Source organism: Massilia jejuensis (assembly GCF_042656795.1).
Classification (GTDB): Bacteria; Pseudomonadota; Gammaproteobacteria; order Burkholderiales; family Burkholderiaceae_D; genus Telluria; species Telluria jejuensis.
Genome location: NZ_JBHSMS010000041.1, coordinates 1 through 25,543, shown reverse-complemented (window position 1 = coordinate 25,543; position 25,543 = coordinate 1). Strand labels below are relative to the sequence as shown.

Genomic DNA, 25,543 nt, shown 5'->3' with positions numbered 1-25,543 from the left:
AATCCTTTAGCAAACAGGCGCAGGCGGCTTGAAACACGAGTGTCCGCTATTGACAGTACACCTCAAAGTGGAGCTACTGCGAACTAGGTGAGAGCTACTGCGAAGTCACTGCGAAGTTTTCCAAGACACTGCGAAGTATTCTGAGAACCTACAGCCGCAACCTCACACCACCGACCCCAGCTTGAAGATGGGCAGATACATCGCCACCACCAGCCCGCCGATCAGCACGCCGAGGATGACCATGATCAGCGGTTCCATCAGCGAGGACAGCGCCGCGACGGCTTCGTCGACCTCGTCCTCGAAGAAGTCCGCGACCTTGCCCAGCATGCCGTCGAGCGCGCCGGATTCTTCGCCGATGGCCACCATCTGGGTGACCAGGCTCGGGAACACGTTCACGTTCTGCATCGCCATCGTCAGGCTGGTGCCGGTGGAGACTTCGGTCTGGATGCGCCGGGTGGCGTCGAGGTAGACCGCGTTGCCGGAGGCGCCGCCGACCGAGTCGAGCGCTTCGACCAGCGGCACGCCGGCGGCGAACATGGTGGCCAGGGTGCGCGTCCAGCGCGCGATCGTCGCCTTGCGGATCACGTCGCCGAAGATCGGCAGGCGCAGCAGCAGGCGGTCCATGGCTTGCTGCATTTTCAGCGAGCGGCGCCAGGATTCGATGAAGAAGTAGATGGCGCCGAAAATCCCGCCGAAGATCAGGTACCACCACTCGACGAAGAATTCCGACATGCTCATCACGATCAGGGTCGGGGCCGGCAGGTCGGCGCCGAAGCTGGCGAACACGGACTTGAAGGCCGGGACCACCCAGATCATGATCACCGCGACCACGATGAAGGCCACCGCCAGGATCGCGATCGGATAGGTCAGGGCGGACTTGATCTTGCTTTTCAGGGCCAGCGTCTTTTCCTTGTAGACGGCCAGGCGGTGCAGCAGGTCTTCCAGGATACCGGCTTGTTCGCCGGCGCCGACGAGGTTGCAGAACAGCGGGTCGAAATAGCGCGGGTACTTGCGGAAGGCGTTGTTCAGGCTGGTGCCGGTCTCGATGTCGGCGCGCAAATCGAGGACCAGTTTCGACATCGACGGATTCGCATGGCCCTTGCCGACGATGTCGAAGGCCTGCAGCAGCGGCACGCCGGCCTTCATCATCGTCGCCAGCTGGCGCGTGAACATGGTCAGGTCCTTGTCGGTGATCTTCTTGCCGCTGCGGTAGACGCGCTTCTTGACCTTGGTGACCATGATGCCCTGGCGGCGCAGGGTCACGTTGACGATCGCCTCGCCGCCCGCGCGCAGTTCGCCGCGCACGGTCTTGCCGGACTTGTCCTTGCCTTCCCAGGCGTAGACCGCTTCCTTGATTGGTGTGCCGCCGCGGCCGCGGGAGGTGAGGGAGGTAGCCATAAGATTCCTGTAAAGTCGCCTATTCGTTGGTGCAGCCGAGCACTTCTTCGAGGCTGGTCAGGCCCTGTTTCACTTTCATCAGGCCCGAGCGGCGCAGCGAATTGACGCCATCCTTCTCGGCCTGGGCGGCGATCTGCATCGAGTTACCGTGCGCCAGGATCAACGCTTCGATCGCCGGCGAAATCGGCATGATCTGGTAGATGCCGACGCGGCCCTTGTAGCCCGAGCCGAGGCAGCGTTCGCAGCCGACCGGGCCGTAGGGCTGCCAGTCGGAACCGAGGTCGCCCTCGCGGTAGCCGGCCGCCAGCAAGGCCTCGCGCGTGATCTCGAGCGGCTGCTTGCAGGTGCACAGGCGGCGCGCCAGGCGTTGCGCGGTGATCAGGATCACCGACGAGGCGATGTTGAAAGGCGCCACCCCCATGTTCATCAGGCGTGTCAGGGTCGAGGGCGCGTCGTTCGTGTGCAGGGTCGAAAACACCATGTGGCCCGTCTGCGCGGCCTTGATCGCGATGTCGGCCGTCTCCAGGTCGCGGATCTCGCCGACCATGATGATGTCGGGATCCTGGCGCAGGAAGGATTTCAGGGCGACCGGGAAGGTCAGGCCGGCGCGGTCGTTGACGTTGACCTGGTTCACGCCCGGCAAATTGATCTCGGCCGGGTCTTCCGCGGTCGAGATGTTGATGCCGGGCTTGTTCAGGACGTTCAGGCAGCTGTACAGCGAGACGGTCTTGCCGGAACCGGTCGGCCCGGTCACCAGCACCATCCCGTAGGGGCGCGAGATGGCGCCCAGCAGCAGTTCGCGCTGGTCGGGATCGTAGCCGAGGGCGTCGATGCCCATCTGCGCCTGGGTCGCATCCAGGATACGCATGACGGTTTTTTCACCGAACAGGGTCGGCAGGGTGCTGACCCGAAAGTCGAGGGTGCGCGTGGCCGACAGGATGAGCCGCATGCGGCCGTCCTGGGGCACGCGCTTTTCCGAGATGTCGAGCTTGGCCAGCACCTTGATGCGCGAGACCAGCTTGTCGCGGATCGACAGCGGCGGCATCGCATGGTCGCGCAGCACGCCGTCCACGCGCATGCGGATCCGGTAGTATTTTTCGTAGGGCTCGAAGTGGATGTCCGAGGCGCCCAGGTTCACGGCATCCATCAGGATCTTGTTCAGGAAGCGCACGATCGGCGCGTCTTCGACTTCGTTGGTCGCTTCCAGCGGGGTGGCGGTTTGCTCTTCCTCGGCGAATTCGATGTCGCCCTGGTCGCCGGCCAGGTCGTTCAGGCTTTGCTCGGCGCTTTTCGTGAGGGTCGCCAGCAGCGCCAGCAGGGCGTCGTGCGCGACGATCACCGGCTCGACCGCCGCTTCGCTCTGGAACTTGATCTGGTCCAGCGCCTGGGTGTTGGTCGGGTCGGAAATGGCCACCGACAGCCGGTTGCCGCGCTTGGCCAGGGCGACCACGCGCTGGGCGGCCATCAGCTTGGCGTCGATGGCGCCTGCCGGTAGCGCCTCGATGCTGAAGGTGGCCAGGTCGAGCAGCGGATAGCCGAAGGTCTCGGCGCAGAAGGCGGCCAGCGCCGCGCAATCGAGGGCCTTGTCGGCCACGATGGCGTCGATGAAGGCGGTGCGGTCGCCGGCGGCCTTCTTTTGCAGTGCATCCGCCTGCGCCGCCGTCAGCCGTCCCGCCTGCACCAGCGCGCGCGCCAGTCCCGACATCTGAGCCGACATCTGAGCCGACATCGGAGTGCCTGAAGTCGCGTTCGGGAGGACTACTGCCATATGCGCCGGTTATGAGAGGAACGACAAGAGAGCCCCCAAGCTGTTTCAAGGCGGCGACTCCTCCGATGATGCCTACAGGCATCAAATTTGTAAAGCGTTTCAACGGGAAGCAGATGCGTGCGCGCCACGTAGTCGAATTACCATGACGCCCCGTACAGCGGGTTTTGTTGACGAGATGTCAAGCGCTGTGATCGGCTTGGATAGCGTCCGCTTCAACTGTCTTGTACGGATGGCATGTCTGACAGGGTGGCGCCCATGTCCCCGCGAAACTGCGTCCCTTGTTAGCGGCCGACCTTGTTCACGCGTCCTTCGCACCGCCCAGACAATACCGGCGCCCTCGGGCACCGGCATGGACTTCACGCAATCGTGCTCGCGGCGCTCAGCGCAGTGCCAGCGGCGCCGCACGCGCACCCAGGGCATGGCTGCCCTGTTCGGCCAGTTTGAATACCGACAAGGCGCCGGTCAGCTGATCCGTCTGCTCGGTCAGCGATTCCGCCGCCGCCGAGGCTTGCTCGACCAGGGCCGAGTTTTGCTGGGTCATTTCGTCCATGCTGTCGATGGCGCGGCCGATGTCTTCGATGCCTTTGCTCTGGCGCTGGCCCGCAAGCGTGATTTCGGCCATGATGTCGTGCACTTTTTTCACCGAATCGACGATCTGGCCCATCGTTACGCCAGCCTGGTCGACCAGCGCGCTGCCGGCATTGACTTTCGAGACCGAGTCGCCGATCAGTGCCTTGATTTCCTTGGCCGCCGCGGCGCTGCGCTGGGCCAGGTTGCGCACTTCGCCGGCCACGACCGCGAAACCGCGGCCCTGTTCGCCGGCGCGCGCCGCTTCCACGGCGGCATTGAGCGCCAGGATGTTGGTCTGGAAGGCGATCCCATCGATGACCGAGATGATCTCGACGATCTTCTTGGCCGAGGTATTGATGTCGCCCATGGTGCTGACCACGCCGCCGACCACCTGGCCGCCGCGGGTGGCGATGTCGGTGGCGGTGACCACCAGCTGGTTCGCCTCGTTGGCGTTGAGGGCGTTCTGGCGCACTTCGCCGGTCAGGTCGGCCATGGCGCGCGCGGTGCGCTCCAGGTTCGAGGCCTGCGATTCGGTGCGGCCGGCCAAATCGGCATTGCCGCTGGCAATTTCCGCACTGGCCACGGCGATCGTCTCGGCCGAGCCCTTGATCTCGGCCACCATCGTTGCCAGGCGCGCCCGCATGTCCTTGAGCGCCACGAGCAGGCTGGTCGCGTCCTTGGCGTCGGTGTGGATGTCCATCGCCAGGTTGCCGGCAGCGACGGCGCGGGCGATCTCGCGCGCATATTCGGGTTCGCCGCCGAGCTGGTGCCAGATGGTGCGCACGACGAACCACGACACCGCCGCCAGGCTCAAGATCACCACCAGCGCGGTCAGGATCATGGTCCACAGCACGCGGCGCACGTTCGCTTCGCTGCTGGCGATGCCGGCTGTGAACTGTTCCTTGGCCTTGGCCTGGGTTTGCGCCAAGTCCTTGTTCAGGGTGGCGAGCGTGCTTTGCATCTTCCCGACCACGGCTTGCGGGTCGCCCTGCTCGAGCTCGAGCATGATGCGCGCGGCCGACAGCGCCGGCGCGTAGTAATCGTTGAATTCCTTGAGCAGGCGGGTGCCGTTCTCGGCCTGGCCGTCGATGGCGCCGAACTGCTTCAGCTGCGCGCGCACCTTCTCGGCCTGCTTGCCGACTTCGTCGATGCGCGCCTTGTCGCCTTCGGTGACCGCGTCGCGCAGGCCGGCGGCGATATCGCCGATCTCGAGGGTGAGCGACTTCGATGCGTCGAGCACCGGGTAGTCGGTACGCCCGGTCGAGCTGATCGACGTCAATGCATTGTTGGCGATGACCGTGGAGATTCCCACGCCGAGGCCGAAAATCAGGGTCGAAATGACCGGTAGTGCCCAAATCCTGCGCTTGATGCTCATGTTTTCGTCTCTCTCGACTCACTGCTGACAATGGACCGCTGGCGAAGCGTACGCTTTCAGCCGGAAAGCCCTGCCGGCCGGGAGGCGGGCAGGGCTGGGTACTTGATCGAAAAACCATGTGAATCTTGGCAAGCAGAACCGGATGCGACGCAAGCGTCGCATCCGCAGCGGAGCCAGGGCCGCAACCCGCCGGTTCCGGCCGCCGACAACACATTCATCTCTGAGCGAGTACTTCCGGCAATGATGCTGCCAGGTTCCGGGTTGGTTTACGGCGCGGTATGGACAACCTTGACGGTCGCGTCGACGGCGCTTTTTTCCATGTAGCCGATGGCTTTCGGGTTGGCGGCGACGGCGGCCTTGACGGCGGCGCTGTTGGCGACTTCCTTCGGCATCGTGGCCTTGCCGGTGAAGACCAGCTTCGACCACAGGGCCTTGGCTTGCGAGGCTTCCTTGTCGGTCACCTTCTTGTAGAACTCGGCGCGGATGGGTGCGTCTTCCGGCTGGTCGATCGGGGTCATGCTGCTCGACTTGCCGAGGAAGAACTGGGCGACCTGGTCTTTCGACATGGTTGCTTCAGCCGCTTTCGGGTTCACCACGACGACCACTTCGGCCATTGCCGGCATCGCTGCGGCGAGAACGGTTGCGGCCAGGGCCGCTTTCAACAGTTTGTTCATGGCAAATTCCTCAGAAGACGAAGTCGACGGCGACCGCGCCGACGGTCACGTCGCGGTGGAAGCCCGCAGCCGGGTTCAGCAACAGGCCGCTGCCGATGGCCGGCTTGACGCGGTCGATCTGCGCCTTGAAGGCCAGCGAACGGTAGAAGTCCCAGCGCACGCCGATCGAGGTCGAGCTCTGCTCGCCCTGGCCGCTGCCGCTGTAGGGCAGACGGGCGGCGCCGGCGCGCAGCGCGGCCATGGTCGGGGTGCAGGCGGCCGGGAAGCCGGCCGGGCAGGCGGTCGGCACGACATTGGCCGGGAAGCCGTCGATCGAGACTTTGCTCTGGATGAAGTAGGGCAAGACCTTGCCGATGCGGTAGCCGCCCATGAAGTACCACGAGGTGGTGTCGTTGACGTAGGCATCGACCTTGCGCTTGGCAAACTCGGTCTGGACAACGATATTGTTCCAGTCCATGCCCAGGCCCAACGAGGTGAACGACGCTTTTTTCTCGTTCGCCTCGAGCTGGCCGGCCATGGCGTTCAACTGCGGGAAGCCGTAGCCGGTACCGGCTGCGCGCAGGCCGCCGAGCAGAGCGGTAATGCTGGACGAACCGGCGATCGAGACCTTCGCGTCCACGCGGCCGAAGCGGGCGGTGAACGGGCCATGCTCGGCCACCAGGTTCAGGCCGACCATCTTCTTGCCCTTGGCGGTGATGCCGCCGGCGATCGGCGCTTCGGCACGGCCAGTGGCCAGCTGGCCGGTGACGGTGGTCTCGCCGAAGCTGTGCTGGTAGGTCGCGTCGATGCCGTCGAGGCTGTTGAACGGCACTTGCGAGTACATTTCGACCGGCGGACGCAGGAAGGTGTTGGCGTAGCCGACGTTGCGGTAATCCGAAATCATGAAGGCCGGCAGGCCGATCCGGCCCAGGCGCACGCTGAATTGGTCGTTGAGCTTGGCTTTGGCGAAGGCCCAGGCCAGTTCGGCACCGTAGTCATCCTCGGCGTCGCGACGCACGAGGCCTTGCGCGGTCAATGACAGCCAGCTGTTGACGCCGACGTCGGCCTGCAGGCCAAGGTTCGAGTCGACCCCGGTGCGCGGGCTTTTCCTGGCGCCGGAGGCCTGGTTCGGGCGGCCGAATTCGGCCTGGTCGGTATTGGTCCACGTCAAGGCGCCGGTGCCGAAACCGCTGATTTTCAAGGTAGGCCCTTGCGCTTCTTGCGCGAAGGCTGAAGACATTGCCAAAGGCAAGGTCAGCAAAGCGGCGATGATCTACTTATTCATAAGAAAACCTGTAACAGAGAGTGCGTTCATAAGAGTTGCTTCTGGTCAGTGATCCACGGCGTCAATACGTGAAATGACGGAAAGGATTGTATCCACAGGGAAAAAGCACTGGCAATAGAATGCGATGCTGAACGCTTAAATCTTCTCGTTACAATTGGTGATGTTGTTTTGCCGAAACAAGGCGCGGCAAAATAATGCATTTACAGCATGAAAGCGCCCGTGTCGGTGGAATGCTTAATTCCACCAGTGCGAGGTCGCGCCCGCAGGCAGGCGTGCCTGGATGGCCTCGTGGATCAGCCCGGCACGCACGGCCTGTTCGGTGGTATAGATACGGGCGTTGCCGAACAGGTGAGGGCGGATATCGTGCGTTTCCGGAGCGCCCTGGGTCGCTTCGTCGAAGATGGCGGCATAGCGCTCGGCGTCGAAATCGAGACATTCGCGCCACTCCGACACGCGCGAATGGTCGGCCGCCACCAGGTTGCCGAAGCCCCAGTGCAGCGGGTGCACGAGGAAGCGCGCGCCGGGACAGGCATAGCGTTTGGCGCCGGCCAGGAAAATCACGACGCCGACCGATTCCACACTGCCGATGTTGAAGGTGGTCAGCGGAATCGGCAGCGATTTCAGGAAGAAGTAAAGCGCGAAGCCGGCCGTCATGTTGCCGCCTTCGGTCGAGATGTGCAGCTCGATCTCGGTCGCCCCGCTTTGCAGCGCCTGCAGGCACAGGTTGCGCACGGTGCAAGCCGAGTTGTGATTGATCGGCCCGATGAAATGAACAATGTGCAAAGCCATTGGCCCTCCTGTCGTGGAAACTCAGGATAGCAATTTTTCCCGTGTACAGGCGCCTTGCCTCGGTGGCATTTCCGCCACGAATTATTTTAGCTGCCGCGGTAGGTCGAGTAAGACCAGGGCGTCATGACCAGGGGCACGTGGTAGTTCTGGTCGGGGTCGGCGATGCCGAAGGCGATGGTCACGCGGTCGATGAAGCGCGGTTCGGCCACCGCCACTCCTTGCGCCGCGAAATAATCCCCGGCCGCGAAGACGAGTTCGTAGCGCCCGGCGCGCAAGGCCTCGCCTTCCAGCAGCGGGGCGTCGCAGCGGCCGTCGGTATTGGTCATGGCCCGCGCCAGCAGGCGCCGCTCGCCGTCGACGGCATACAGTTCGATGGCGACATGCGCGGCCGGGCGGCCGTGCGCGGTGTCGAGCACATGGGTACTGAGTTTGCCCATCGGATTTCCTATAAAGTGGAAGTGAGGAAGGCTATTCTCCGGATCATATACCGATGCCGTGCTGGCAATATATGATCGACGATATATTTCCAGTCCAAGACATCCATGCCACTCCATTACCCGCGCGACCTGGTCGGCTACGGCCGCACGCCACCGCATGCCCGCTGGCCGGGCGAGGCCCGCATCGCCCTGCAGTTCGTGCTCAACTACGAGGAAGGCGCCGAAAATTCGGTGCTGCATGGCGACCCGGCGTCGGAAACTTTTCTTTCCGAAATCATCGGCGCCCAGGCCTTCCCGGCGCGCCACATGAGCATGGAATCGCTCTACGAATACGGTGCGCGCGCGGGATTGTGGCGCCTGCTGCGCCTGTTCGAGGACAGAGAGCTGCCGTTGACGGTGTTCGCGGTGGCGATGGCGCTGCAGCGCAATCCGGACGCCGTGGCCGCCTTCCGCGCGCTCGGCCATGAGATCGCCTGCCACGGCCTGCGTTGGATTTCTTACCAGAACGTCGACGAGGCCACCGAACGCGCCCACATGCGCGAAGCCGTCGCCATCATGCGCGCGCTGACCGGCGAGGCGCCGCGGGGCTGGTACACCGGACGCGATTCGCCCAATACCCGGCGCCTGGTCGTCGAGCACAGCGGCTTCGTCTACGATGCCGATCACTACGGCGACGACCTGCCGTTCTGGCAAAAGGTGGCGCACCGGGGCGCGGACGGCAGCGCGCTCGACACGCCGCACCTGGTCGTGCCCTATACGCTCGACACCAACGACATGCGCTTTGCCGCGCCGCAGGGATTTAATTGCGGCACCCAGTTCTTCGACTACCTGAAAGACGCTTTCGACGTGCTGTACGCCGAAGGCGACCCGCAGGGCCTGAACGCGCCTAAAATGCTCTCGATCGGGCTGCATTGCCGTATCGCCGGGCGGCCGGCGCGGGCAGCGGCACTGGCGCGTTTCCTTGATTACGTGTTGCAGCATGAACAGGTGTGGATCGCGCGCCGCATCGACATCGCCGAACACTGGCGACGTACCCATCCGTTCTGCGGATGATATATTCGATCGATGATAAGTAATATATCCGATCGTGCATAGTTGACGCGAAGCGGCAGGGAGTATCCTGCGCGCTGGGACCAATCCGAGGCAAGCATGGCCGAACCTATCCGCTTTTATTTCCGTAACGCCGTCCACGAAGTGACCGGCGTGGCGCCGACGCAAACCATCCTCCAGCACCTGCGCGAGGATCTGCGCTGCACCGGCACCAAGGAAGGCTGCGCCGAAGGCGATTGCGGCGCCTGCACGGTGGTCGTCGGGTCGCTCGAGAACGGCCGGCTGCAAATGAAAGCGCTCAACGCCTGCATCGGGTTCACGCCCACGCTCGACGGCAAGGCCTTGTTCACGGTCGAGGACCTGCAGCTGCCGGACGGGCGCCTGCACCCGGTCCAGCAGGCGCTGGTCGAATGCCACGGCGCGCAATGCGGCTTCTGCACGCCGGGCTTCGCGATGTCGCTGTGGGGCATGTACCTGGACCAGGAAGAGCATGCAGGAGGCCAGGCGCCTGCGCGCTGCCGGATCGACGACGCCTTGTCGGGCAACCTGTGCCGCTGCACCGGCTATCGCCCGATCATCGAGGCGGCGGGGCGCATGGCCGAACTGCCGCGCGCCGGGTTCGACCGCGCCGCGCTGGCCGCCGCCCTGGCGCCGCTGCAGCGCGGCGCGGGCTGTGCCTACACCTTCGAGGGCCGCAGTTTCCATGCGCCGCGCACGCTGGCCGAACTGGTCGCATTGCGCGGCGCGCATCCGCAAGCGCTGATCCTCGCCGGTTCGACCGACGTCGGCCTGTGGGTCACCAAGCAGATGCGCGAACTGGACGACATCATCTATATCGGCAACGTGGCCGAACTGAAGTCGGTGGTCGAGGCCGGCGCAATGCTGGAAATCGGCGCCGGCGTCACGCTGCAGGATGCGTATGCGGCCGTGTGCCGCCACTACCCGGGCGAACTGTCCGGCATGTGGCAGCGCTTCGCCTCGCTCCCGATCCGCAATGCCGGGACGCTGGGCGGCAATGTCGCCAACGGCTCGCCCATCGGCGACTCCATGCCCTGGCTGATCGCGCTAGGCGCGCGCCTCGTGCTGCGCGGACCCGGAGGCGAACGCATACTGGCGCTGGAAGATTTTTATCTCGGCTACCAGCGCAAGGATCTGCGGGCCGACGAATTCGTCGCCGCGCTGCACGTGCCGCTGCCGCAGGCCGGCGTGCGCTTTCGCACCTATAAGCTGGCCAAGCGCTTCGACCAGGACATCTCTGCCGTCTGCGCCGCATTCGCCTTGACGCTCGACGGCGATATCGTCAGGCAGGCGCGCATCGCCTTCGGCGGCATGGCGGCCACGCCCAGGCGCGCCGCGCGCGCCGAAGCCGTGCTGACGCACCGCGCGTGGAGCGAAGACGCGCTCAAGGAAGCCATGGCCGCGCTGGCGCAGGACTACGCGCCGCTGTCGGACATGCGCGCTTCGAGCGGCTACCGCATGAAGGCCGCACAGAACCTGCTGCGCCGCTTCTGGCTCGAGACGCGGCCGAGCAATCCGCTGCCGCCGTCCTCGGTCGATGCATTCGCGGCCACGGCGTAAGGAGCATCGCATGAACGACGCAGGCGCACCAGCAGTGAAAGCGGCGGCATGGAGCGCGGTCGGCCGCGCCCTCCCGCACGAATCGAGCACGCTGCACGTACTCGGCCAGGCCACCTACACCGACGACATCGCCGAAGTGGCAGGCACGCTGCATGCGGCGCTGGGCTTGTCGGGCAAGCCGCATGCGAACATCGTCTCGCTCGACCTGGCGCCGGTGCGCGCGGCGCGCGGCGTCGTGGCGGTGCTTTGCGCAAGCGACATCCCCGGCACCAACGACTGCGGCCCGATCATCCACGACGACCCGATCCTTGCCGACGGCAAGGTGGAATATGTCGGCCAGCCGATCTTCATCGTCGTCGCCGACACCCACGACAACGCGCGCCGCGCCGCGCGCCTGGCCAATATCGATTACGAAGAGCTGCCGGCCATCCTCACGCCGCAGGAAGCGCACGCCGCCAGGTCGTACGTCGTGCCGCCGATGCGCCTGGCGCGCGGCGACGCGGCGGGCGCCTTCGCCGGCGCGCCGCACAAGGTCGCGGGCACGCTGTTTGTCGGCGGCCAGGAGCAGTTTTACCTGGAAGGCCAGATCGCCTACGCCATTCCCGGCGAGGACAAGGGCATGCTGGTGCAGTGCTCGACCCAGCACCCGAGCGAGATGCAGCACGTCGTCGCGCATGCGCTGGGACTGCATTCGCACCATGTCGTGGTCGAGTGCCGCCGCATGGGCGGGGGTTTCGGCGGCAAGGAGTCGCAGTCGGCGCTGTGGGCCGCCGCCGCCGCGATCGCCGCCGCCACGCTGAAGCGCCCGGTGAAACTGCGCGCCGACCGCGACGACGACATGCTCGTCACCGGCAAGCGCCACTGTTTCTACTACGAATACGAGGTCGGCTACGACGACGAGGGCCGTGTGCTGGCCGCCAAAGTCGACATGGTCGCGCGCGCCGGCTTCTCGGCCGATTTGTCCGGGCCGGTCGCCACGCGCGCCGTCTGCCACTACGACAACGCCTATTACCTGTCCGACGTCGACATCCGCGCCGCCTGCGGCAAGACCAATACCCAGTCGAACACGGCCTTCCGCGGCTTCGGCGGCCCGCAGGGCGCGATCGCGATCGAATACGTGCTCGACGAGATCGCGCGCGAACGCGGCGTCGACGCGCTCGACATCCGCAAGATCAATTTTTACGGCAAGACCGAACGCAATGTCACGCCCTATGGCCAGGCCGTGGTCGACAACGTCATCCACGAACTGGTCGCCGAACTCGAAGCCTCGAGCGGCTACCGCGCGCGGCGCGAGGCCATCGATGCGTTCAACGCCGCCAGCCCGGTGCTGAAGAAGGGCCTGGCGCTCACGCCGGTCAAATTCGGGATCGCCTTCAACGTCACCCACCTGAACCAGGCCGGCGCGCTGGTGCACGTGTACGTCGACGGCTCCATCATCGTCAACCACGGCGGCACCGAGATGGGGCAGGGCATCAACACCAAGGTGATGCAGGTGGTCGCGCACGAACTGGGCGTGGACATGGAGCGCGTGCGGGCCACCGCCACCAACACCGGCAAGGTGGCCAATACCTCGGCCACGGCGGCGTCGACCGGGGCCGACCTGAACGGCAAGGCCGCGCAGGACGCGGCGCGCCGGATCCGCGAACGCCTGGCCGCCTTCGCCGCGGCGCAGTACGGCGGCGCGCCCGGCGACGTGCGCTTCGCCGCCGATACCGTGTTCGTGGGCGCGATGGAAGTGCCGTTCCCGGCGCTGGTGCAGAAGGCCTACCTGGCGCGCGTGCAGCTCTGGTCCGACGGCTTTTACGCCACCCCCGGCCTGTCCTGGGATGCGCAGACCATGAACGGCCGGCCTTTCTCGTATTTCGCCTACGGCGCGGCGGTGTCCGAAGTCGTCGTCGACACGCTCACCGGCGAATGGAAGCTGGTGCGGGCCGATTGCCTCTACGACGCCGGCAATTCGCTTAATCCGGCGATCGACCTGGGCCAGGTCGAAGGCGCCTTCATCCAGGGCATGGGCTGGCTCACGACCGAGCAGTTGTGGTGGAACGCCGGCGGCAAGCTGATGACCCATGCGCCTTCGACCTACAAGATTCCCGGCGTGTCGGACTGCCCGCGCGACTTCCGCGTGCGCCTGTTCGAGAACCGCAACGTCGAGGACAGCATCCACCGTTCGAAAGCGGTCGGCGAGCCGCCGCTGCTGCTGCCGTTCTCGGTGTTCTTCGCGATCCGCGATGCGGTCTCGAGCGTCGGCGGGCACGCCGTCCATCCGCCGCTGAACGCGCCGGCGACGAGCGAAGCCATCCTCGACGCGATTTGCGCGGTCGAAGCCGCCGCGGCCGGGCGCGCGTGATGGAAGACTGGCTGCAAGCCGCGCTGCGCGCGCCGGCCGTGCTGGTCACGGTTGCCATCGTCGAAGGCTCGGTACCGCGCGAGGCGGGGGCCAGGATGCTCGTCATGCGCGACGGGTTCGCGGGAACGATCGGGGGCGGGCACCTGGAGCATCGGGCGATCGGGATGGCGCGCGCGATGCTGGAAGAGGGCGGGACGCGGGGCGGGGCCACCAGGCTCGAGCGCTTTGCGCTGGGGCCGGGCCTGGGACAGTGCTGCGGAGGGGTGGCGCATCTGGCGTTCGAGCAAGCGGACCGGAACCAGATGGCCTTGCTCGATGCGCGCCGCAATGTCGATACCATCCGGGTGCTTTCCTTGGACGGCCCCGCATGGGCCCTGTTCGATGCCGGCGGCGTGCACCTGGCCGGCGCTGGCGTTCCACCCTTCGATCCTGCGCTGGGCACCCACGTCTTTCGCGATGAACTCGGCCGTCGCTGGCTGGCCGACCCCATCCGCGCCCCGCGCGCGCACCTGATGCTGTTCGGCGCCGGCCATGTCGGCGCGGCCATCGTGCGGGCGCTGGCCGCGCTGCCCTGCCGCGTCACCTGGGTGGACGAACGCGAGGACCTGTTCCCGAGCACGATCCCGTCGAACGTGACGATCGAGGCCACCGACATCCCCGAAGCGCTGGCCGCGCGGGCGGCCCCCGGCACCACCTTCCTCGTGATGACACACAGCCATGCACTTGACCTGCGCCTGTCGGTTGCGATACTGTCGCGTCCCGCCGCGCACTGGTTCGGCCTGATCGGATCGGGCACCAAGCGGCGCCAGTTCGAACACCGCCTGCGCGAGCGCGGGATCGACCAGGCCCGCATCGACGCCATGGTCTGTCCGATCGGCCTGCCCGGCATCACCGGCAAGGAGCCGTCCGTGATCGCCGCATCGAGCGCGGCGCAACTGCTTGCCGTGTGGGAGGCGCAAGCAGCAGGCGCCGCCAGCCACCCTGAAGTTTCTCCGGAATCCAATTGATGCCCAACGCACCACATACCCTGCAAGCCTACCGTGCGAGCTTGCTGCATTTTCACGCCGACCCGGCCTTTGACGAGAACGCCTGCTCGTGGCACGAGGACGGCCTGCTCGTGGTCGAGAACGGCCGCGTGAAGGCGGCCGGCGACCATGCGCGGCTGGCCGCCACGCTGCCGGCCGGCCTGGCGCCGCACGACTACCGCGGCCAGATCATCACGCCCGGCTTCATCGACACCCACCTGCATTACCCGCAGACGGACATGATCGCCTCTCCGGCGCCCGGCCTGCTGCCCTGGCTCGAGACCTATACCTTCCCGACCGAGCGCCAGTTCGCCGACCCGGCCCACGCGCGCGCCACCGCCGAGTTCTTCCTCGACGAGCTGGCCCGCTGCGGCACCACCACCGCCGTGGTCTACTGCACCGTGCACCGCGAGTCGGTCGACGCCTTCTTCGAGGCCAGCGAAGCGCGCAACCTGCGCATGGTCGCCGGCAAGGTGCTGATGGACCGCAACTGCCCGGCCTTCCTGCGCGATGCGGACGGACAAATCGGCGAGAGCGAAGCGCTGATCAACAAGTGGCACAAGCACGCGCGTTCGCTGTACGCGATCACGCCGCGCTTCGCGCCCACTTCCAGCCCGGCGCAGCTGGGTGCGATCGCGGAGCTGGCCAGGGCCTATCCCGACACCTTCATCCAGACCCACGTCTCGGAGAACCGGGACGAAGTCGAATGGGTGCGCGAACTGTACCCGGAAGCGCGCAGCTACCTCGGCGTGTACGACGCTTATGGCCTGATGCGTCCGCGCGCGCTGTTCGGTCACTGCATCTGGCTCGACGGCGAGGACTTCGCGCGGATGGCGTCCACCGGTGCGGCAGCGTCCGTTTGCCCGACCTCGAACCTGTTCCTCGGCAGCGGCCTGTTCGACTTCGACAAGGCCGACCGCGCCGGCGCACGGGTCACGCTCGGCACCGATGTCGGCGCCGGCACCTCGTTCTCGATGCTGCAGACGATGAACGAAGCCTACAAGGTCGCGCGCCTGAAGGGCAGCTACCTGCCGGCGCTGCGCATGTTCTACCTCGCGACCCTGGGCGCGGCGCGGGCGATGGACCTGGAAGGGACGATCGGCAGTTTCGCCGCCGGCGCGGAAGCGGACTTTATTGTCCTCGATCCGAAGGCGACGCCGCTCCTGGCGCGCAGGAGCAGCCATTGCAATACGCTGGAGGAGCAGCTGTTCGCGCTGGCGCTGCTCGGGGACGACCGGGCGGTCCGGGCGACGTATGCGGCCGGGTGCAAGGTGCACGAGCGCAGCGCGTGACGTCGAGGGCGCATCGCGCCGTCCCGCCGCCCCTCCCGCATTGCCAACATCGGACGAAGCAGTTAGAGTTGCGCGGGCACCAGTCAAACCACCTCGAAAGACCCGTCATGCAGAACACCTTGAGCCGCCTGCTGATCGCCCTGGCCGTCGCCGCCCCGGGCGCCGGCATGGCGAAAGAGCCGGCCAGCGCCTCGCGCCAGGCCAACGAAGCGGCTACCGCCCGCCATTACGCCGCCCTGATCGCCGGCGCCGAGCCGAAGCTGGCCGAGCTGACCATGTTCTTCACGCAGATGCCCAAGGGCGGCGACCTGCACCACCATTACTCGGGCGCGATCTATGTCGAGCAATACCTCGACTTCCTCGACCGCCAGGGCCTGTGCGTGAACAAGGCAAGCTACCGCGTCGAGACCGACAAGAACCTCATCGCCACCGAACGCGCCAAGCCGGCCAGGGAGCGCAACTGCCTCTCGAGCGCCGAGATCTACACCGACGACTTCACCTGGCGCGAGCTGTTGCAGCGCTGGTCGAACAAGGACTTCGACAACCATGGCGCCCTCCAGGCGCCGCCGGACCGCCTGTTCTTCCAGACCTTCGGCTACTTCGGCCCGGTCTCGAACGCGAACTTCAAGGAAGGCTTGCAGGAGCTGAAAAAACGCGCGATCGCCGAAAACGTCAGCTATATCGAGACCATGTTCAAGATGTCGCCGTTCGTGGCGAACGCCGACTTCGACGCGCGCGCCTGGCAGCTGGCAAACGACGACGCGGGCCTGGACATCGAGCTGCGCAAGGCGATGGAAGGGCTGGAGCGCGACGCCGCCTTCGCCCGGTCGATCGCCGATTTCGTGGCGAAGATCGACGAAGCGGCCGAAGGCATCGACGACGAGCGCTTCACGATGCGCTACCAGACCTACGTGCTGCGCCTGCTCAATCCCTCGCAGGTCTTTTCCTCGATGGTCGCGGCCTTCAAAATGGCCGCCGCCGGGGGCAGGGTCGTCGGCGTCAACATCGTCGGCCAGGAAAGCACGCATGTGTCGATGCGCGACTACACGCTGCACATGAAAATGTTCGGCTTCCTGAAAAAGGCCTACCCGCAGGTCAAGGTGGCGATGCATGCCGGCGAGCTGGCGATGGGCGACGTGCCGCCGGAAGGCTTGAAGTTCCACATTGACCAGGCCCTGACGGTGGCCAGGGCCGACCGCATCGGCCACGGCATCGACCTGGCGCACGAGACCAATGCGGCGGCCATCCTGCGCAAGATGCGCGCCGATGACATCCCGGTCGAAATCAACCTGACCTCGAATGCCTTCATCAGCGGCATCAAGGGCGAGAACCACCCGGTCACGCTGTACCGCAAATATGGCGTGCCGTATGTGATCTCGACCGACGACGCCGGCGTCACGCGCCATACGCTGTCGCAGGAGTACGTGCTGTTCGCCAGCCGCTACAAGCCGGACTACGCGGAAATGAAGAAGGCGTCCTACAACAGCATCCGCTACGCCTTCCTGCCGGCCGCCGACAAGGCACGCCTGGTACGCCAGCTCGATGCGCGCTTTGCCAGCTTCGAAGCCGCGACGGCGGGACTCGCGAAAACCGTCGTGCCGGTACGACGCCTGGCAAGATGACGATATGGACGATATGGAGCAGGCGCGGCAGGACGCTCTGCCGCGCCTGATCCACGCGCACGCCCGTACCCAGCCTGCATCATCCTGCACGATCGCGGCGCCGAAAAAACTTAGCGCGATGCTAATGTTTGTGGTCAAGTCGCCACAGATTTTCCCGGCCCCGCTCGGGCCTTGGCGAAATTATTTATCAAAATATTTCGGCCAGGAATGCCTTCCGTATAATCGCGCCTTGTAATTTGCTCAGGTAACCATGCCGCGGTCCACGCACGGCATGGTGGTGGGCAATTCAGACGCGCGGCCTATAAATACGCAAGCAAAAACGTATTTGTCGAGCCAGCGACACTCATGCATATTCGGCTCTCGACCACGACGCTTGTTGTTCTTTCAAGGCGGTAACAGGGGTGACATATTTCATCCTTACAATCCGCCCGTTCCTGGCGGGAACGAAGGCCGCAGGGCTATGCAACCGGGATGCTGTACCTGCAAAGAGGGATGCCCACAAGGCGTCCATATAACTATTCAGTCTATTTTGGGGTTTTAACAATGATCACTCACCAACAGATCCGGCTGACCAAGCTGGCGCTGGCTTTGTCGATTGCGTTGTCGGCAGCGCCGACGTTGGCACAGAACACCACCTCGGCCATCGGCGGCCAGGTGTCGGGTGCGGATGGTTCGCCAGCCGCTGGTGCGACGGTCCAGATCGTCCACGCGGAGTCGGGTTCCGTCAGCAACGTCGTGACCGATGCCCAGGGGCGCTATATCGCCCGCGGCTTGCGCGTCGGCGGTCCGTACACGATCATTATCACCAAAAACGGTGTCTCGGAAAAACGCGAAAACGTGTTCGTCCAGCTCGCTGAAACGGCATCGATCGACGCCACCCTGGGCGCCGCCGCCATGCAGACCGTGACCGTCACGGGCGCCGCGAACCGCTCCGAGCGTTTCAACCGCACCTCGATGGGCGCGGTCACCAGCATCGGCGCGACCGAGCTGGCCACCCAGGCCTCGATCCAGCGCAACCTGCAGGACTACGCCCGTTCGGACCCGCGCGTCGCGCAGACCGACAAGGAACGCGGCGAGATGTCCGTCGCCGGCCAGAACTCGCGCTACAACTCGATCACCGTCGACGGCGTGGCCATCAACGATACCTTCGGCCTCGAGTCGAACGGCAGCCCGACCGCGCGCCAGCCACTGTCGATCGAAGCGATCCAGTCGGTGCAGGTCAACGTCGCCAACTACGACGTCACCCAGAAGGGCTACACCGGCGCGAACGTCAACGCCGTGACCAAGTCGGGCACCAACAACTGGAAAGGCGGCGCCTACTACGTCTACCGCGACGACCGCATGGCCGGCAAGCGCTACAACAAGATCGCCGACACCTACAGCGACGTCCCGGAATTCAAGGAAGACACCAAGGGCATCTGGGCCAGCGGTCCTCTGATCGAAGACAAGCTCTTCATCTATGCCCTGACCGAAAAATCGAAGAGCACCCGTTCGATCCCCGACTTCGGCATCGTCGGCTCGAATGCCGGCACCATCGTGCCGATCACCGCATCCGCCATTGCCGGCGCCCAGCAGATCGCCCAGCAAGTCTATGGACTGAACATCGGCGGTATTCCAAGCGCCGGATCGGAACTGGAATCGGAAGAAAAACTGCTGAAGGTCGACTGGAACATCAACGACGACCACCGCGCGAACTTCCGTTATGGCAAGACCGACCAGGTCGAGCCGATCTATCCATTGTTCTCGGCCACCGGCGTGTCGCTCGAGTCGATGTACTACCGCAACAACAAGACCATCGAAACGGCGGTTGCCCAGGTCTTCTCGGACTGGACGCCGACCTTCTCGACCGAGGCCCGTGTCTCGATGCGCGACTACGACGCGGTCCCCGAAAACAATGCGCGCCTGCCTGCGATCGGCCTGAGCTTCAGTGGTCCTTTGCCAGCCGGTACGCCGAGCGGCACCCAGGTCACATCGCGTTTCATCAACTTCGGTACCGAGAACTCGCGCCAGCGTAACGTCCTCGGCACCAAGACGATGGATTACTTCGCCGGCGCCAACTGGACGCTGGGCGCGCATGAAGTCAAGTTCGGCCTGGACCACAGCAAGAACGAGGTGTACAACGCGTTCCTGCAAAACATCTACGGCAACTATACCTTCGCTTGCGACAACACGCTCAATGCAGGCCTTTGCAGCCGCGCCGGCGTGACGACCGCGGAAATCGAGGCTGCCGTGTTGAGCAACTTCCGCAATGGCCGTCCGACCGCGTACACCCTGCAAACCGCCGCGCCCGGTTCGTCGCTGGACAACGCCGTCGCCAGGTTCACCATGAACAACACCGGTCTGTTCTTGCAGGACAACTGGAACGTCAACAAGCAGCTGACCGTGAGCTACGGCGTGCGCGTCGACCGGACCGGCGTCGATGGCACGCCCTTGCGTAACAACGCGGCGGCCGCCCCGGTCGTCGCTGGCGCCGGCCAGTTCGGTCGCCAGACCGGCGGCTTCGGCTACGACAACACCGTTACCGTCGACGGCCAGAAGCTGTGGCAGCCACGTGCCGGCTTCAACTACAAGTTCGATACCGCCCGCCAGACCCAGCTGCGTGGCGGCGCCGGCCTGTTCCAGGGTGCCGCGGCAACGGTCTGGATGTCGAACCCGTTCTCGAATCCAGGTGTTTCTACCCGCATCATCAACTGCTCCGGCACCAGTTCCAACCGCTGCCCGACCAACCGCAGCATCTTCAGCGCCAATCCGGACGCCCAGCCGACCGACGTCGGCTCGGTGCCGGCGGCAAACGTCGACATCCTGGACCCAAGCCTGCGCCAGCCGTCGATCTGGAAAGCCAACCTGGCCTTCGATACCGAGCTGCCATGGTATGGCATGGTCTTCGGCGCCGAGTACCTGCATACCAGGAACAAGTCGTCGATCTTCTACGAGCACCTGAACCTGGGCGCACCGACGGCGACCGGCAAGGATGGCCGCCAGATGTTCTGGAACCAGGCCGGCCTGAGCGCCGCCAGCTTCAACGTCAACAACGGCACCGTCAGCACGGTCTCGGGCGTGACGACGACCGCGCGTGCGCGCAACAACCAGGCGTTCGCCGATGTGCTGCTGGCGAAGAACTCCAGCAAGGGCGAAGGCAACCTCGTGACCGTATCGCTGTCGCGCCCGCTGACCAAGGGCCTGGGCTGGTCGATCGCCTACACCCGCACGGATGCCACCGAAGTGTCGCCCCTGACCTCGTCGGTGTCGAACTCGAACTTCCGCGCGCGTTCGGTATTCAATCCGAACGAGGAAGTGGCGGCCAACTCGGCTTACCTGGTCAAGGACCGTGTCAACGCGCTGGTCAACTTCCAGCAAAAGTTCATCGGCACCTACAACACCCGGATCGGCGTGTTCTATGAAGGCCGTTCGGGCAAGCCGTACAGCTGGACCTACAAGAACGACCTGAACGGCGACAACATTGCCGGCAACGACCTGATGTACATTCCGTCGGCCCCGGGCTCGGGTGAAGTGGCCTTCTTCGGCGCCGATGCGGCAGCCCGCGCGGCCACCGAAGCGCGCTTCTGGGAGATCGTCAACAGCGAGAAGGACCTGCGTGAAGCCGCCGGCAGCGTCGTCGGCCGTAACGAGAGCTTCTCGAAATGGACCAACACCGTCGATCTGCGTATCAGCCAGGAAATTCCAGGCCTCTTCAAGCGCAACAAGGCAACGTTCACGCTCGACTTCCTGAACTTTGGCAACTTGCTCAACAAGAAGTGGGGCCACATCGAAGAAGTGCCGTTCTCGCCGGCCGGCGGCAACCAGCGCGGCTTCGTCGACTACGCCGGCCTGGATGCACAAGGCCGTTACGTCTACGCGGTGCGCAACAAGGCCGACGACGTGACGATCAAGCAGCAGCGGAACGAATCGCAGTGGGCGATCCAGGCAACCGTCAAGTACGAATTCTAAGCACTTGGCGTTCTTGACCTGACAAGAAAGGCCGGTGGCGACACCGGCCTTTTTTCGTTTCAGGGGGAGGGCGGACGCGGCTGTAAAGATGGCCGTGTACTGGCCTCCGTGCAATAATTCTGTTTGCTACGCGGGTCCATGCCCGTTTTTTTCGTGAAGGTGAGTCATGACCGTTTTGCCGCGCGTGCGCGCCCGTTTATCCTTCCTGGCGCTTGCCCTGGCCGCCGCCGGCTGCGCCACCGCCCCACAGGGTCCGGTCACCCTGAACCTGGTCGCCATCAACGATTTCCACGGCAACCTCGAGCCGAGCAAGTACACCTACACCAGTGCCGTCACGGGCAAGACCGAGACCCTGCGCGCCGGCGGCATCGAAGCCCTGAGCGGCGCGCTGGCGGCCTGGCGCCGCGAAGACAGGGACCTGCTGTTCGTCGGCGCGGGCGACCTGATCGGCGCCAGCCCGGCGCTGTCGTCGATGTGGGCCGACGAGCCGAGCATCGAGGCGATGAACCTGCTCGGCCTGCGCCTGTCATCGGTCGGCAACCATGAATTCGACGCCGGCCGCAAGGAGTTGCTGCGCCAGCAGGCGGGCGGCTGCGACTCGCCGCGCCCGGCCAAGGCCTGCAAGCTGAACCCGGGCTACGGCGGCGCGCGCTTCACCTATCTCGCCGCCAACGTCCTCGACAGCGCCACCGGCAAACCCTTCATGCCGGCCTACCGGGTCGAGAACGTCAAGGGCGTGAAAGTCGGCGTGGTCGGCGCCGTGCTGGAAGGAACGGCCTCGGTGGCAGTGGCCTCGGCCATCGCCGGCTTGACATTCATTGATGAAGCCGACGCCATCAACAAGATGCTGCCGCAGATGCGCGCCGACGGCGCCAAGGTGTTCGTCGCCCTGATCCACGAAGGCGGGCGCACCGACGAGGCGCCCGACCAGCCCGCTTGCAAGGGCCTCAGCGGCGGCGTGGTCGACATCGTCAAGCGGCTCGACCCGGCCATCCGCCTGGTCATCACCGGCCACTCGCACCAGGGCTACATGTGCACGGTCGACGGCCGCGTCGTGACCCAGGCCGATGCGGCGGGTCACCTGCTCTCGCGCATCGCGCTGAAAGTCGACCCGGCCAGCGGCGCAGTGGCCGGTATCGACGTGAAGAACGTCGTCATGAATCCGGAACACTTCCCGGCCGACCCGAAGGTGGACGCTTACCTGGCCGGCGTGAAAGAGCGCAGCCGCGCGGTGCTGGCCAGGCCCCTCGGCAAGCTCGGCGCGCCGGTGGTCGCGCGCCAGGCCGGCGATGCCGGCGAGTCGCCGCTGGGCAACCTGATTGCCGACGCGGTGCTGGCCGCGACCCGCGCCCAGGGCGCGCAGATCGGTTTCATGAACAATGGCGGCATCCGCAAGGACCTGGAAACCTCGGATGCGGCACTGACCACCAACTTCGGCCATGCCCAGGCCGTGCTCCCGTTCGGCAATACCCTGGTCGTGCTGGACCTGACCGGCGCCCAGCTGCGCCGCCTGCTGGAACAGCAATGGCAGCGTCCGAGCGCGTCGGGTGCGACCATCCTGCAAGTGTCGCAAGGCCTGACGTACACCTGGGATGCGGGGCGTCCCGTCGGCCAGCGCCTGGTGCCGGGCAGCCTGAAACTGCATGGCGCACCGGTCGACGACGGCAAGCGCTACCGCGTGGTGGCGAACAACTTCCTGGCCGAAGGCGGCGACCACTTCCCGGAATTTGCCAAGGGCACGCATCGCGTCGACACCGGGATCGTCGACCTCGACGCCCTGGGCGACTACATCGCGCGCAATCCGGGGATCGGCGGCGCGGCGGCCGGCATGGCCCCGGCCAGGCGCATCGATCGACTCGACACGCAAAAATAACGCAATACGCCTACCACGGAGAATCCATGAAAACACTCGCCTGTGTCCTCGCGCTTGCCGGCGCTTTCGCGTCGAACGGCGCCCTGGCCTGGGGCGGCGACGGCCACCGCGCCGTCGGCGCCATCGCCGATCGACTACTCAAGGGCAGCAAAGCGGAAATGCAGATCGCCGCCTTGCTGCTGCCGGGCGAGTCGCTCGCATCGATCGCCAACTGGGCCGACTGCGTGAAGGGCACCTATTGCGGCCCGCAATCGCCGGAAATGGTCGACTACACGACGGCCCACCCGAGGCACGGCGAATACCACTACACCGACGTGCCCTTCCAGCTGGCGCACTACCATGACGGCGCGGTCGGCACGAGCGAAGTCGACATCGTCCAGACCCTGAAGCAGGCCATCGCCGTATTGCAGGGCAAGACCGACCCGGCGCTGAACCCGCGCAAGTTCACCAAGCGCCAGGCGCTGATCCTGCTCACCCACATGACCGGCGACATCCACCAGCCGCTGCACGTGGGCGCGGCGTTCGTCAGCAAGGACGGCAAGTTCGTGGTGCCGAAGACGCATGCCGACGTCGACGAGGCGGCGATCTTCGATTCGCGCGGCGGCAACAACCTGCTGCTGGACGACGAGAAGCTGGGCGCTCTGTCGGCGCAGCTGATTCCGCCGGGCGAGCCGAAGCCGGTCAGGGAAGGCGTGCCGAAGGCGCTGACCAAACCCTTCCACTCGTACTGGGACAGCACCACGGTCGACTATGCCTTCCGCCGCGTGCAAACCAAAACCCCGGAGCAGTTCGCGCGGTTTGCCATCGACAGCAAGCCGGCCATCAAGGCCAACAGCGGCGACCCGGCAACCTGGCCCTACCAGTGGGCCGACGATGCGCTGGTGGTGTCGAAGTTCGCCTATGCCGACGTAGTGCCAGGCAAGATCACGCAGCAGACCAGCAAGAAGGGCGAGACCTATTACACGTTCGCGCTGGAAGTGCCGGGCAACTACCCGGTGCCGAGCTCGCAGATCGCCAAGGAACAGTTGATCAAGGGCGGCTACAAGCTGGCCGAGGTGTTGAAGGCGATTTACGGCTGACACTGCAGCGCGACTGGGCCCCGCCTATTTCGGACTGGGACAAACCCGGGTCGTCCATGTATCTAACAAAACCCTTTGTTTTCCCGGATGGCAACATCGTATGCTGAGGATATCTGAACGGCTGCAATCGGAAAACCGTGTAAAAACGTAGAGCCGTGTAAACGGAATCGTATTAGTAAACGTTGAGCCGGTATCTCATCACTACGGCTGCCAAATGAAGCGCTTTATCGAAGACGAAGATCGCAGATAAGGCACGCTGCTTCCTGAGCACCTGGACGACTGCGTGACTGAGAATAATCCGGTTCGCGTCGTCGATGTATTTGTCGAAGAGCTTGATCTTGCTAGCCTCGGATTCGAGCGCGTGCATCCAGCGAAGACGGGGCGGCCGGCTTACCATCCTGCCGTTCTGCTCAAGTTCTATATTCACGGCTATCTCAATCGTATTCAATCGAGTCGGCGGCTGGAGCGCGAAGCCAGCGCAACGAATTGATGTGGCTGACGAGCCGACTGGCGCCGGATTTCAAGACGATAGCGAACTTCCGAAAGGATAATGGGAAGGCGATCGGCAAGGTCTGCCGGCAGTTCGTCGTGCTGTGCCAGCAGCTGGATCTTTTCGCGGATGCGGTGGTCGCCATCGATGGCAGCAAATTCAAGGCCGTCGACAGCAGCGACCGCAATTTTACAGACGCAAAACTCAAGCGGAGAATAGTGGAGATCGAAGCGGAGATCGGTCTCTACCTGGCAGAACGCGATACGGCTGACCGTCAGGAGCCAGCCACTGCAAAATCGAGAAGCGCTTGTCTCAACGACAAGATTGCGGCGATGAAATCGCAAATGGCGACGCTCAAGAAAATCGAAGCGAAGCTGATAGAAACTGGTGAAACGCAGATTTCGCTCACTGACCCGGACGCGCGCTCGCTGATGACGCGCGGCTCAGGCATCGATGGATACAACGTGCACACCGCCGTCGACGCCAGACATCATTTGATTGTCGAGCATGAGGTCACCAATAGCGGCAGCGACCGGGACCAATTGTCCGGCATGGCCAAGAAAGCCCGTGCTGCTATCGGCACGTCGACATTAACGGCAATTGCCGATCCCGGCTACTTCAAGGGAGGAGAAATCCTGGCCTGTCATGAAGTCGGCATCTCAGCCTTGGTACCGCCTACGAAAACGTCAGGGGCCAAAGCTGATGGCCGATTCGACAAGGCCGACTTTGTTTGCGACCGGAAAAAGAACGAATACCGCTGCCCGGCAGGCGAGTCGCTGAGTTGGCGTTTCTCGAGCGTCGAGAAAGGCATGATGAACCACCGGTATTGGAGCTCGAACTGCAAAGCTTGCTCACTCAAAGACAAGTCCACGCCCAGCTCGCAGCGACGGGTGACTTGAGGTACCCTGATTTTTTCGGACACTCCTGTTTGGTAAACTTCACCGATGGGAGAATTTATGAA

At 64.7% G+C, this 25,543-nt stretch carries 17 protein-coding genes and 1 pseudogene; 11 read left to right on the top strand and 7 right to left on the bottom strand.

The window, feature by feature from the left end; all coding sequences use genetic code 11:
- Positions 1–162: 162 nt before the first annotated feature.
- The 7 genes from ACFPOU_RS14680 to uraH all read right to left on the bottom strand — a co-directional run bounded on the left by ACFPOU_RS14680 (position 163) and on the right by uraH (position 8,275).
- The gene (locus ACFPOU_RS14680; RefSeq protein WP_379722524.1) at positions 163–1,398 is read right to left on the bottom strand and encodes a type II secretion system F family protein; all 1,236 of its coding nucleotides are present in this window, start codon (positions 1,396–1,398) and stop codon (positions 163–165) included.
- Between the two features lie 19 nt (positions 1,399–1,417).
- Positions 1,418–3,127: a type IV-A pilus assembly ATPase PilB gene (pilB, locus tag ACFPOU_RS14675; protein ID WP_379722522.1), complete on the bottom strand. Its 1,710-nt coding sequence runs from the start codon at positions 3,125–3,127 to the stop codon at positions 1,418–1,420.
- A 418-nt stretch (positions 3,128–3,545) separates the two neighbouring features.
- Positions 3,546–5,111: a methyl-accepting chemotaxis protein gene (locus tag ACFPOU_RS14670; RefSeq protein WP_379722519.1), complete on the bottom strand. Its 1,566-nt coding sequence runs from the start codon at positions 5,109–5,111 to the stop codon at positions 3,546–3,548.
- Positions 5,112–5,377: 266 nt separating this feature from the next.
- Positions 5,378–5,785: a hypothetical protein gene (locus ACFPOU_RS14665; protein ID WP_379722516.1), complete on the bottom strand. Its 408-nt coding sequence runs from the start codon at positions 5,783–5,785 to the stop codon at positions 5,378–5,380.
- A gap of 10 nt (positions 5,786–5,795) precedes the next feature.
- Positions 5,796–7,004, bottom strand: coding sequence for a hypothetical protein (locus ACFPOU_RS14660; protein ID WP_379722513.1), 1,209 nt, complete (start codon positions 7,002–7,004; stop codon positions 5,796–5,798).
- A gap of 279 nt (positions 7,005–7,283) precedes the next feature.
- On the bottom strand, positions 7,284–7,838 hold the full coding sequence (locus ACFPOU_RS14655) for a ClpP family protease (RefSeq protein ID WP_379722510.1): 555 nt from the start codon (positions 7,836–7,838) through the stop codon (positions 7,284–7,286).
- An 86-nt stretch (positions 7,839–7,924) separates the two neighbouring features.
- Positions 7,925–8,275, bottom strand: a complete 351-nt coding sequence (uraH, locus tag ACFPOU_RS14650; RefSeq protein ID WP_379722507.1) for a hydroxyisourate hydrolase — start codon at positions 8,273–8,275, stop codon at positions 7,925–7,927.
- Between the two features lie 105 nt (positions 8,276–8,380).
- On the opposite strand from uraH, the gene puuE reads away from it, so the two are divergent.
- The 11 genes and pseudogenes from puuE to ACFPOU_RS14595 form a co-directional block, all read left to right on the top strand.
- The gene (gene puuE, locus ACFPOU_RS14645; protein WP_379722504.1) at positions 8,381–9,328 is read left to right on the top strand and encodes an allantoinase PuuE; all 948 of its coding nucleotides are present in this window, start codon (positions 8,381–8,383) and stop codon (positions 9,326–9,328) included.
- A gap of 96 nt (positions 9,329–9,424) precedes the next feature.
- A complete protein-coding gene (gene xdhA / locus ACFPOU_RS14640; protein WP_379722501.1) occupies positions 9,425–10,903 on the top strand; it encodes a xanthine dehydrogenase small subunit in 1,479 nt (492 codons plus the stop codon).
- A 10-nt stretch (positions 10,904–10,913) separates the two neighbouring features.
- Positions 10,914–13,253: a xanthine dehydrogenase molybdopterin binding subunit gene (xdhB, locus tag ACFPOU_RS14635; RefSeq protein WP_379722498.1), complete on the top strand. Its 2,340-nt coding sequence runs from the start codon at positions 10,914–10,916 to the stop codon at positions 13,251–13,253.
- A complete protein-coding gene (gene xdhC / locus ACFPOU_RS14630; RefSeq protein ID WP_379722494.1) occupies positions 13,253–14,260 on the top strand; it encodes a xanthine dehydrogenase accessory protein XdhC in 1,008 nt (335 codons plus the stop codon). The genes xdhB and xdhC overlap by 1 nt, the downstream gene beginning before the upstream one ends.
- Complete coding sequence (gene guaD / locus ACFPOU_RS14625; protein ID WP_379722491.1) at positions 14,260–15,570, top strand: guanine deaminase; 1,311 nt, start codon at positions 14,260–14,262, stop codon at positions 15,568–15,570. The genes xdhC and guaD overlap by 1 nt, the downstream gene beginning before the upstream one ends.
- Before the next feature lie 107 nt (positions 15,571–15,677).
- Positions 15,678–17,192: an adenosine deaminase gene (locus ACFPOU_RS14620; protein ID WP_379722487.1), complete on the top strand. Its 1,515-nt coding sequence runs from the start codon at positions 15,678–15,680 to the stop codon at positions 17,190–17,192.
- A gap of 4 nt (positions 17,193–17,196) precedes the next feature.
- The gene (locus tag ACFPOU_RS14615; protein WP_379722484.1) at positions 17,197–17,427 is read left to right on the top strand and encodes a hypothetical protein; all 231 of its coding nucleotides are present in this window, start codon (positions 17,197–17,199) and stop codon (positions 17,425–17,427) included.
- A gap of 308 nt (positions 17,428–17,735) precedes the next feature.
- Complete coding sequence (locus ACFPOU_RS14610) at positions 17,736–21,140, top strand: TonB-dependent receptor (protein ID WP_379722481.1); 3,405 nt, start codon at positions 17,736–17,738, stop codon at positions 21,138–21,140.
- 166 nt (positions 21,141–21,306) lie between these two features.
- The gene (locus ACFPOU_RS14605) at positions 21,307–23,013 is read left to right on the top strand and encodes a bifunctional metallophosphatase/5'-nucleotidase (RefSeq protein ID WP_379722479.1); all 1,707 of its coding nucleotides are present in this window, start codon (positions 21,307–21,309) and stop codon (positions 23,011–23,013) included.
- A 26-nt stretch (positions 23,014–23,039) separates the two neighbouring features.
- A complete protein-coding gene (locus tag ACFPOU_RS14600; RefSeq protein WP_379722477.1) occupies positions 23,040–24,092 on the top strand; it encodes a S1/P1 nuclease in 1,053 nt (350 codons plus the stop codon).
- Between the two features lie 256 nt (positions 24,093–24,348).
- Positions 24,349–25,475, top strand: a pseudogene (locus ACFPOU_RS14595) (IS1182 family transposase); the annotation flags it as partial.
- Positions 25,476–25,543 lie beyond the last annotated feature (68 nt).

Bases quoted from the DNA above. Each gene is read 5' to 3' on its own strand.
- xdhA (WP_379722501.1), top strand. From the start codon at position 9,425: ATGGCCGAACCTATCCGCTTTTATTTCCGTAACGCCGTCCACGAAGTG.
- ACFPOU_RS14655 (WP_379722510.1), bottom strand. From the start codon at position 7,838: ATGGCTTTGCACATTGTTCATTTCATCGGGCCGATCAATCACAACTCG.
- ACFPOU_RS14665 (WP_379722516.1), bottom strand. From the start codon at position 5,785: ATGAACAAACTGTTGAAAGCGGCCCTGGCCGCAACCGTTCTCGCCGCA.
- ACFPOU_RS14680 (WP_379722524.1), bottom strand. From the start codon at position 1,398: ATGGCTACCTCCCTCACCTCCCGCGGCCGCGGCGGCACACCAATCAAG.
- guaD (WP_379722491.1), top strand. From the start codon at position 14,260: ATGCCCAACGCACCACATACCCTGCAAGCCTACCGTGCGAGCTTGCTG.
- uraH (WP_379722507.1), bottom strand. From the start codon at position 8,275: ATGGGCAAACTCAGTACCCATGTGCTCGACACCGCGCACGGCCGCCCG.
- ACFPOU_RS14660 (WP_379722513.1), bottom strand. From the start codon at position 7,004: ATGTCTTCAGCCTTCGCGCAAGAAGCGCAAGGGCCTACCTTGAAAATC.
- ACFPOU_RS14610 (WP_379722481.1), top strand. From the start codon at position 17,736: ATGATCACTCACCAACAGATCCGGCTGACCAAGCTGGCGCTGGCTTTG.
- xdhC (WP_379722494.1), top strand. From the start codon at position 13,253: ATGGAAGACTGGCTGCAAGCCGCGCTGCGCGCGCCGGCCGTGCTGGTC.
- pilB (WP_379722522.1), bottom strand. From the start codon at position 3,127: ATGTCGGCTCAGATGTCGGCTCAGATGTCGGGACTGGCGCGCGCGCTG.
- ACFPOU_RS14615 (WP_379722484.1), top strand. From the start codon at position 17,197: ATGGACGATATGGAGCAGGCGCGGCAGGACGCTCTGCCGCGCCTGATC.
- puuE (WP_379722504.1), top strand. From the start codon at position 8,381: ATGCCACTCCATTACCCGCGCGACCTGGTCGGCTACGGCCGCACGCCA.
- ACFPOU_RS14620 (WP_379722487.1), top strand. From the start codon at position 15,678: ATGCAGAACACCTTGAGCCGCCTGCTGATCGCCCTGGCCGTCGCCGCC.
- ACFPOU_RS14600 (WP_379722477.1), top strand. From the start codon at position 23,040: ATGAAAACACTCGCCTGTGTCCTCGCGCTTGCCGGCGCTTTCGCGTCG.
- ACFPOU_RS14605 (WP_379722479.1), top strand. From the start codon at position 21,307: ATGACCGTTTTGCCGCGCGTGCGCGCCCGTTTATCCTTCCTGGCGCTT.
- xdhB (WP_379722498.1), top strand. From the start codon at position 10,914: ATGAACGACGCAGGCGCACCAGCAGTGAAAGCGGCGGCATGGAGCGCG.
- ACFPOU_RS14670 (WP_379722519.1), bottom strand. From the start codon at position 5,111: ATGAGCATCAAGCGCAGGATTTGGGCACTACCGGTCATTTCGACCCTG.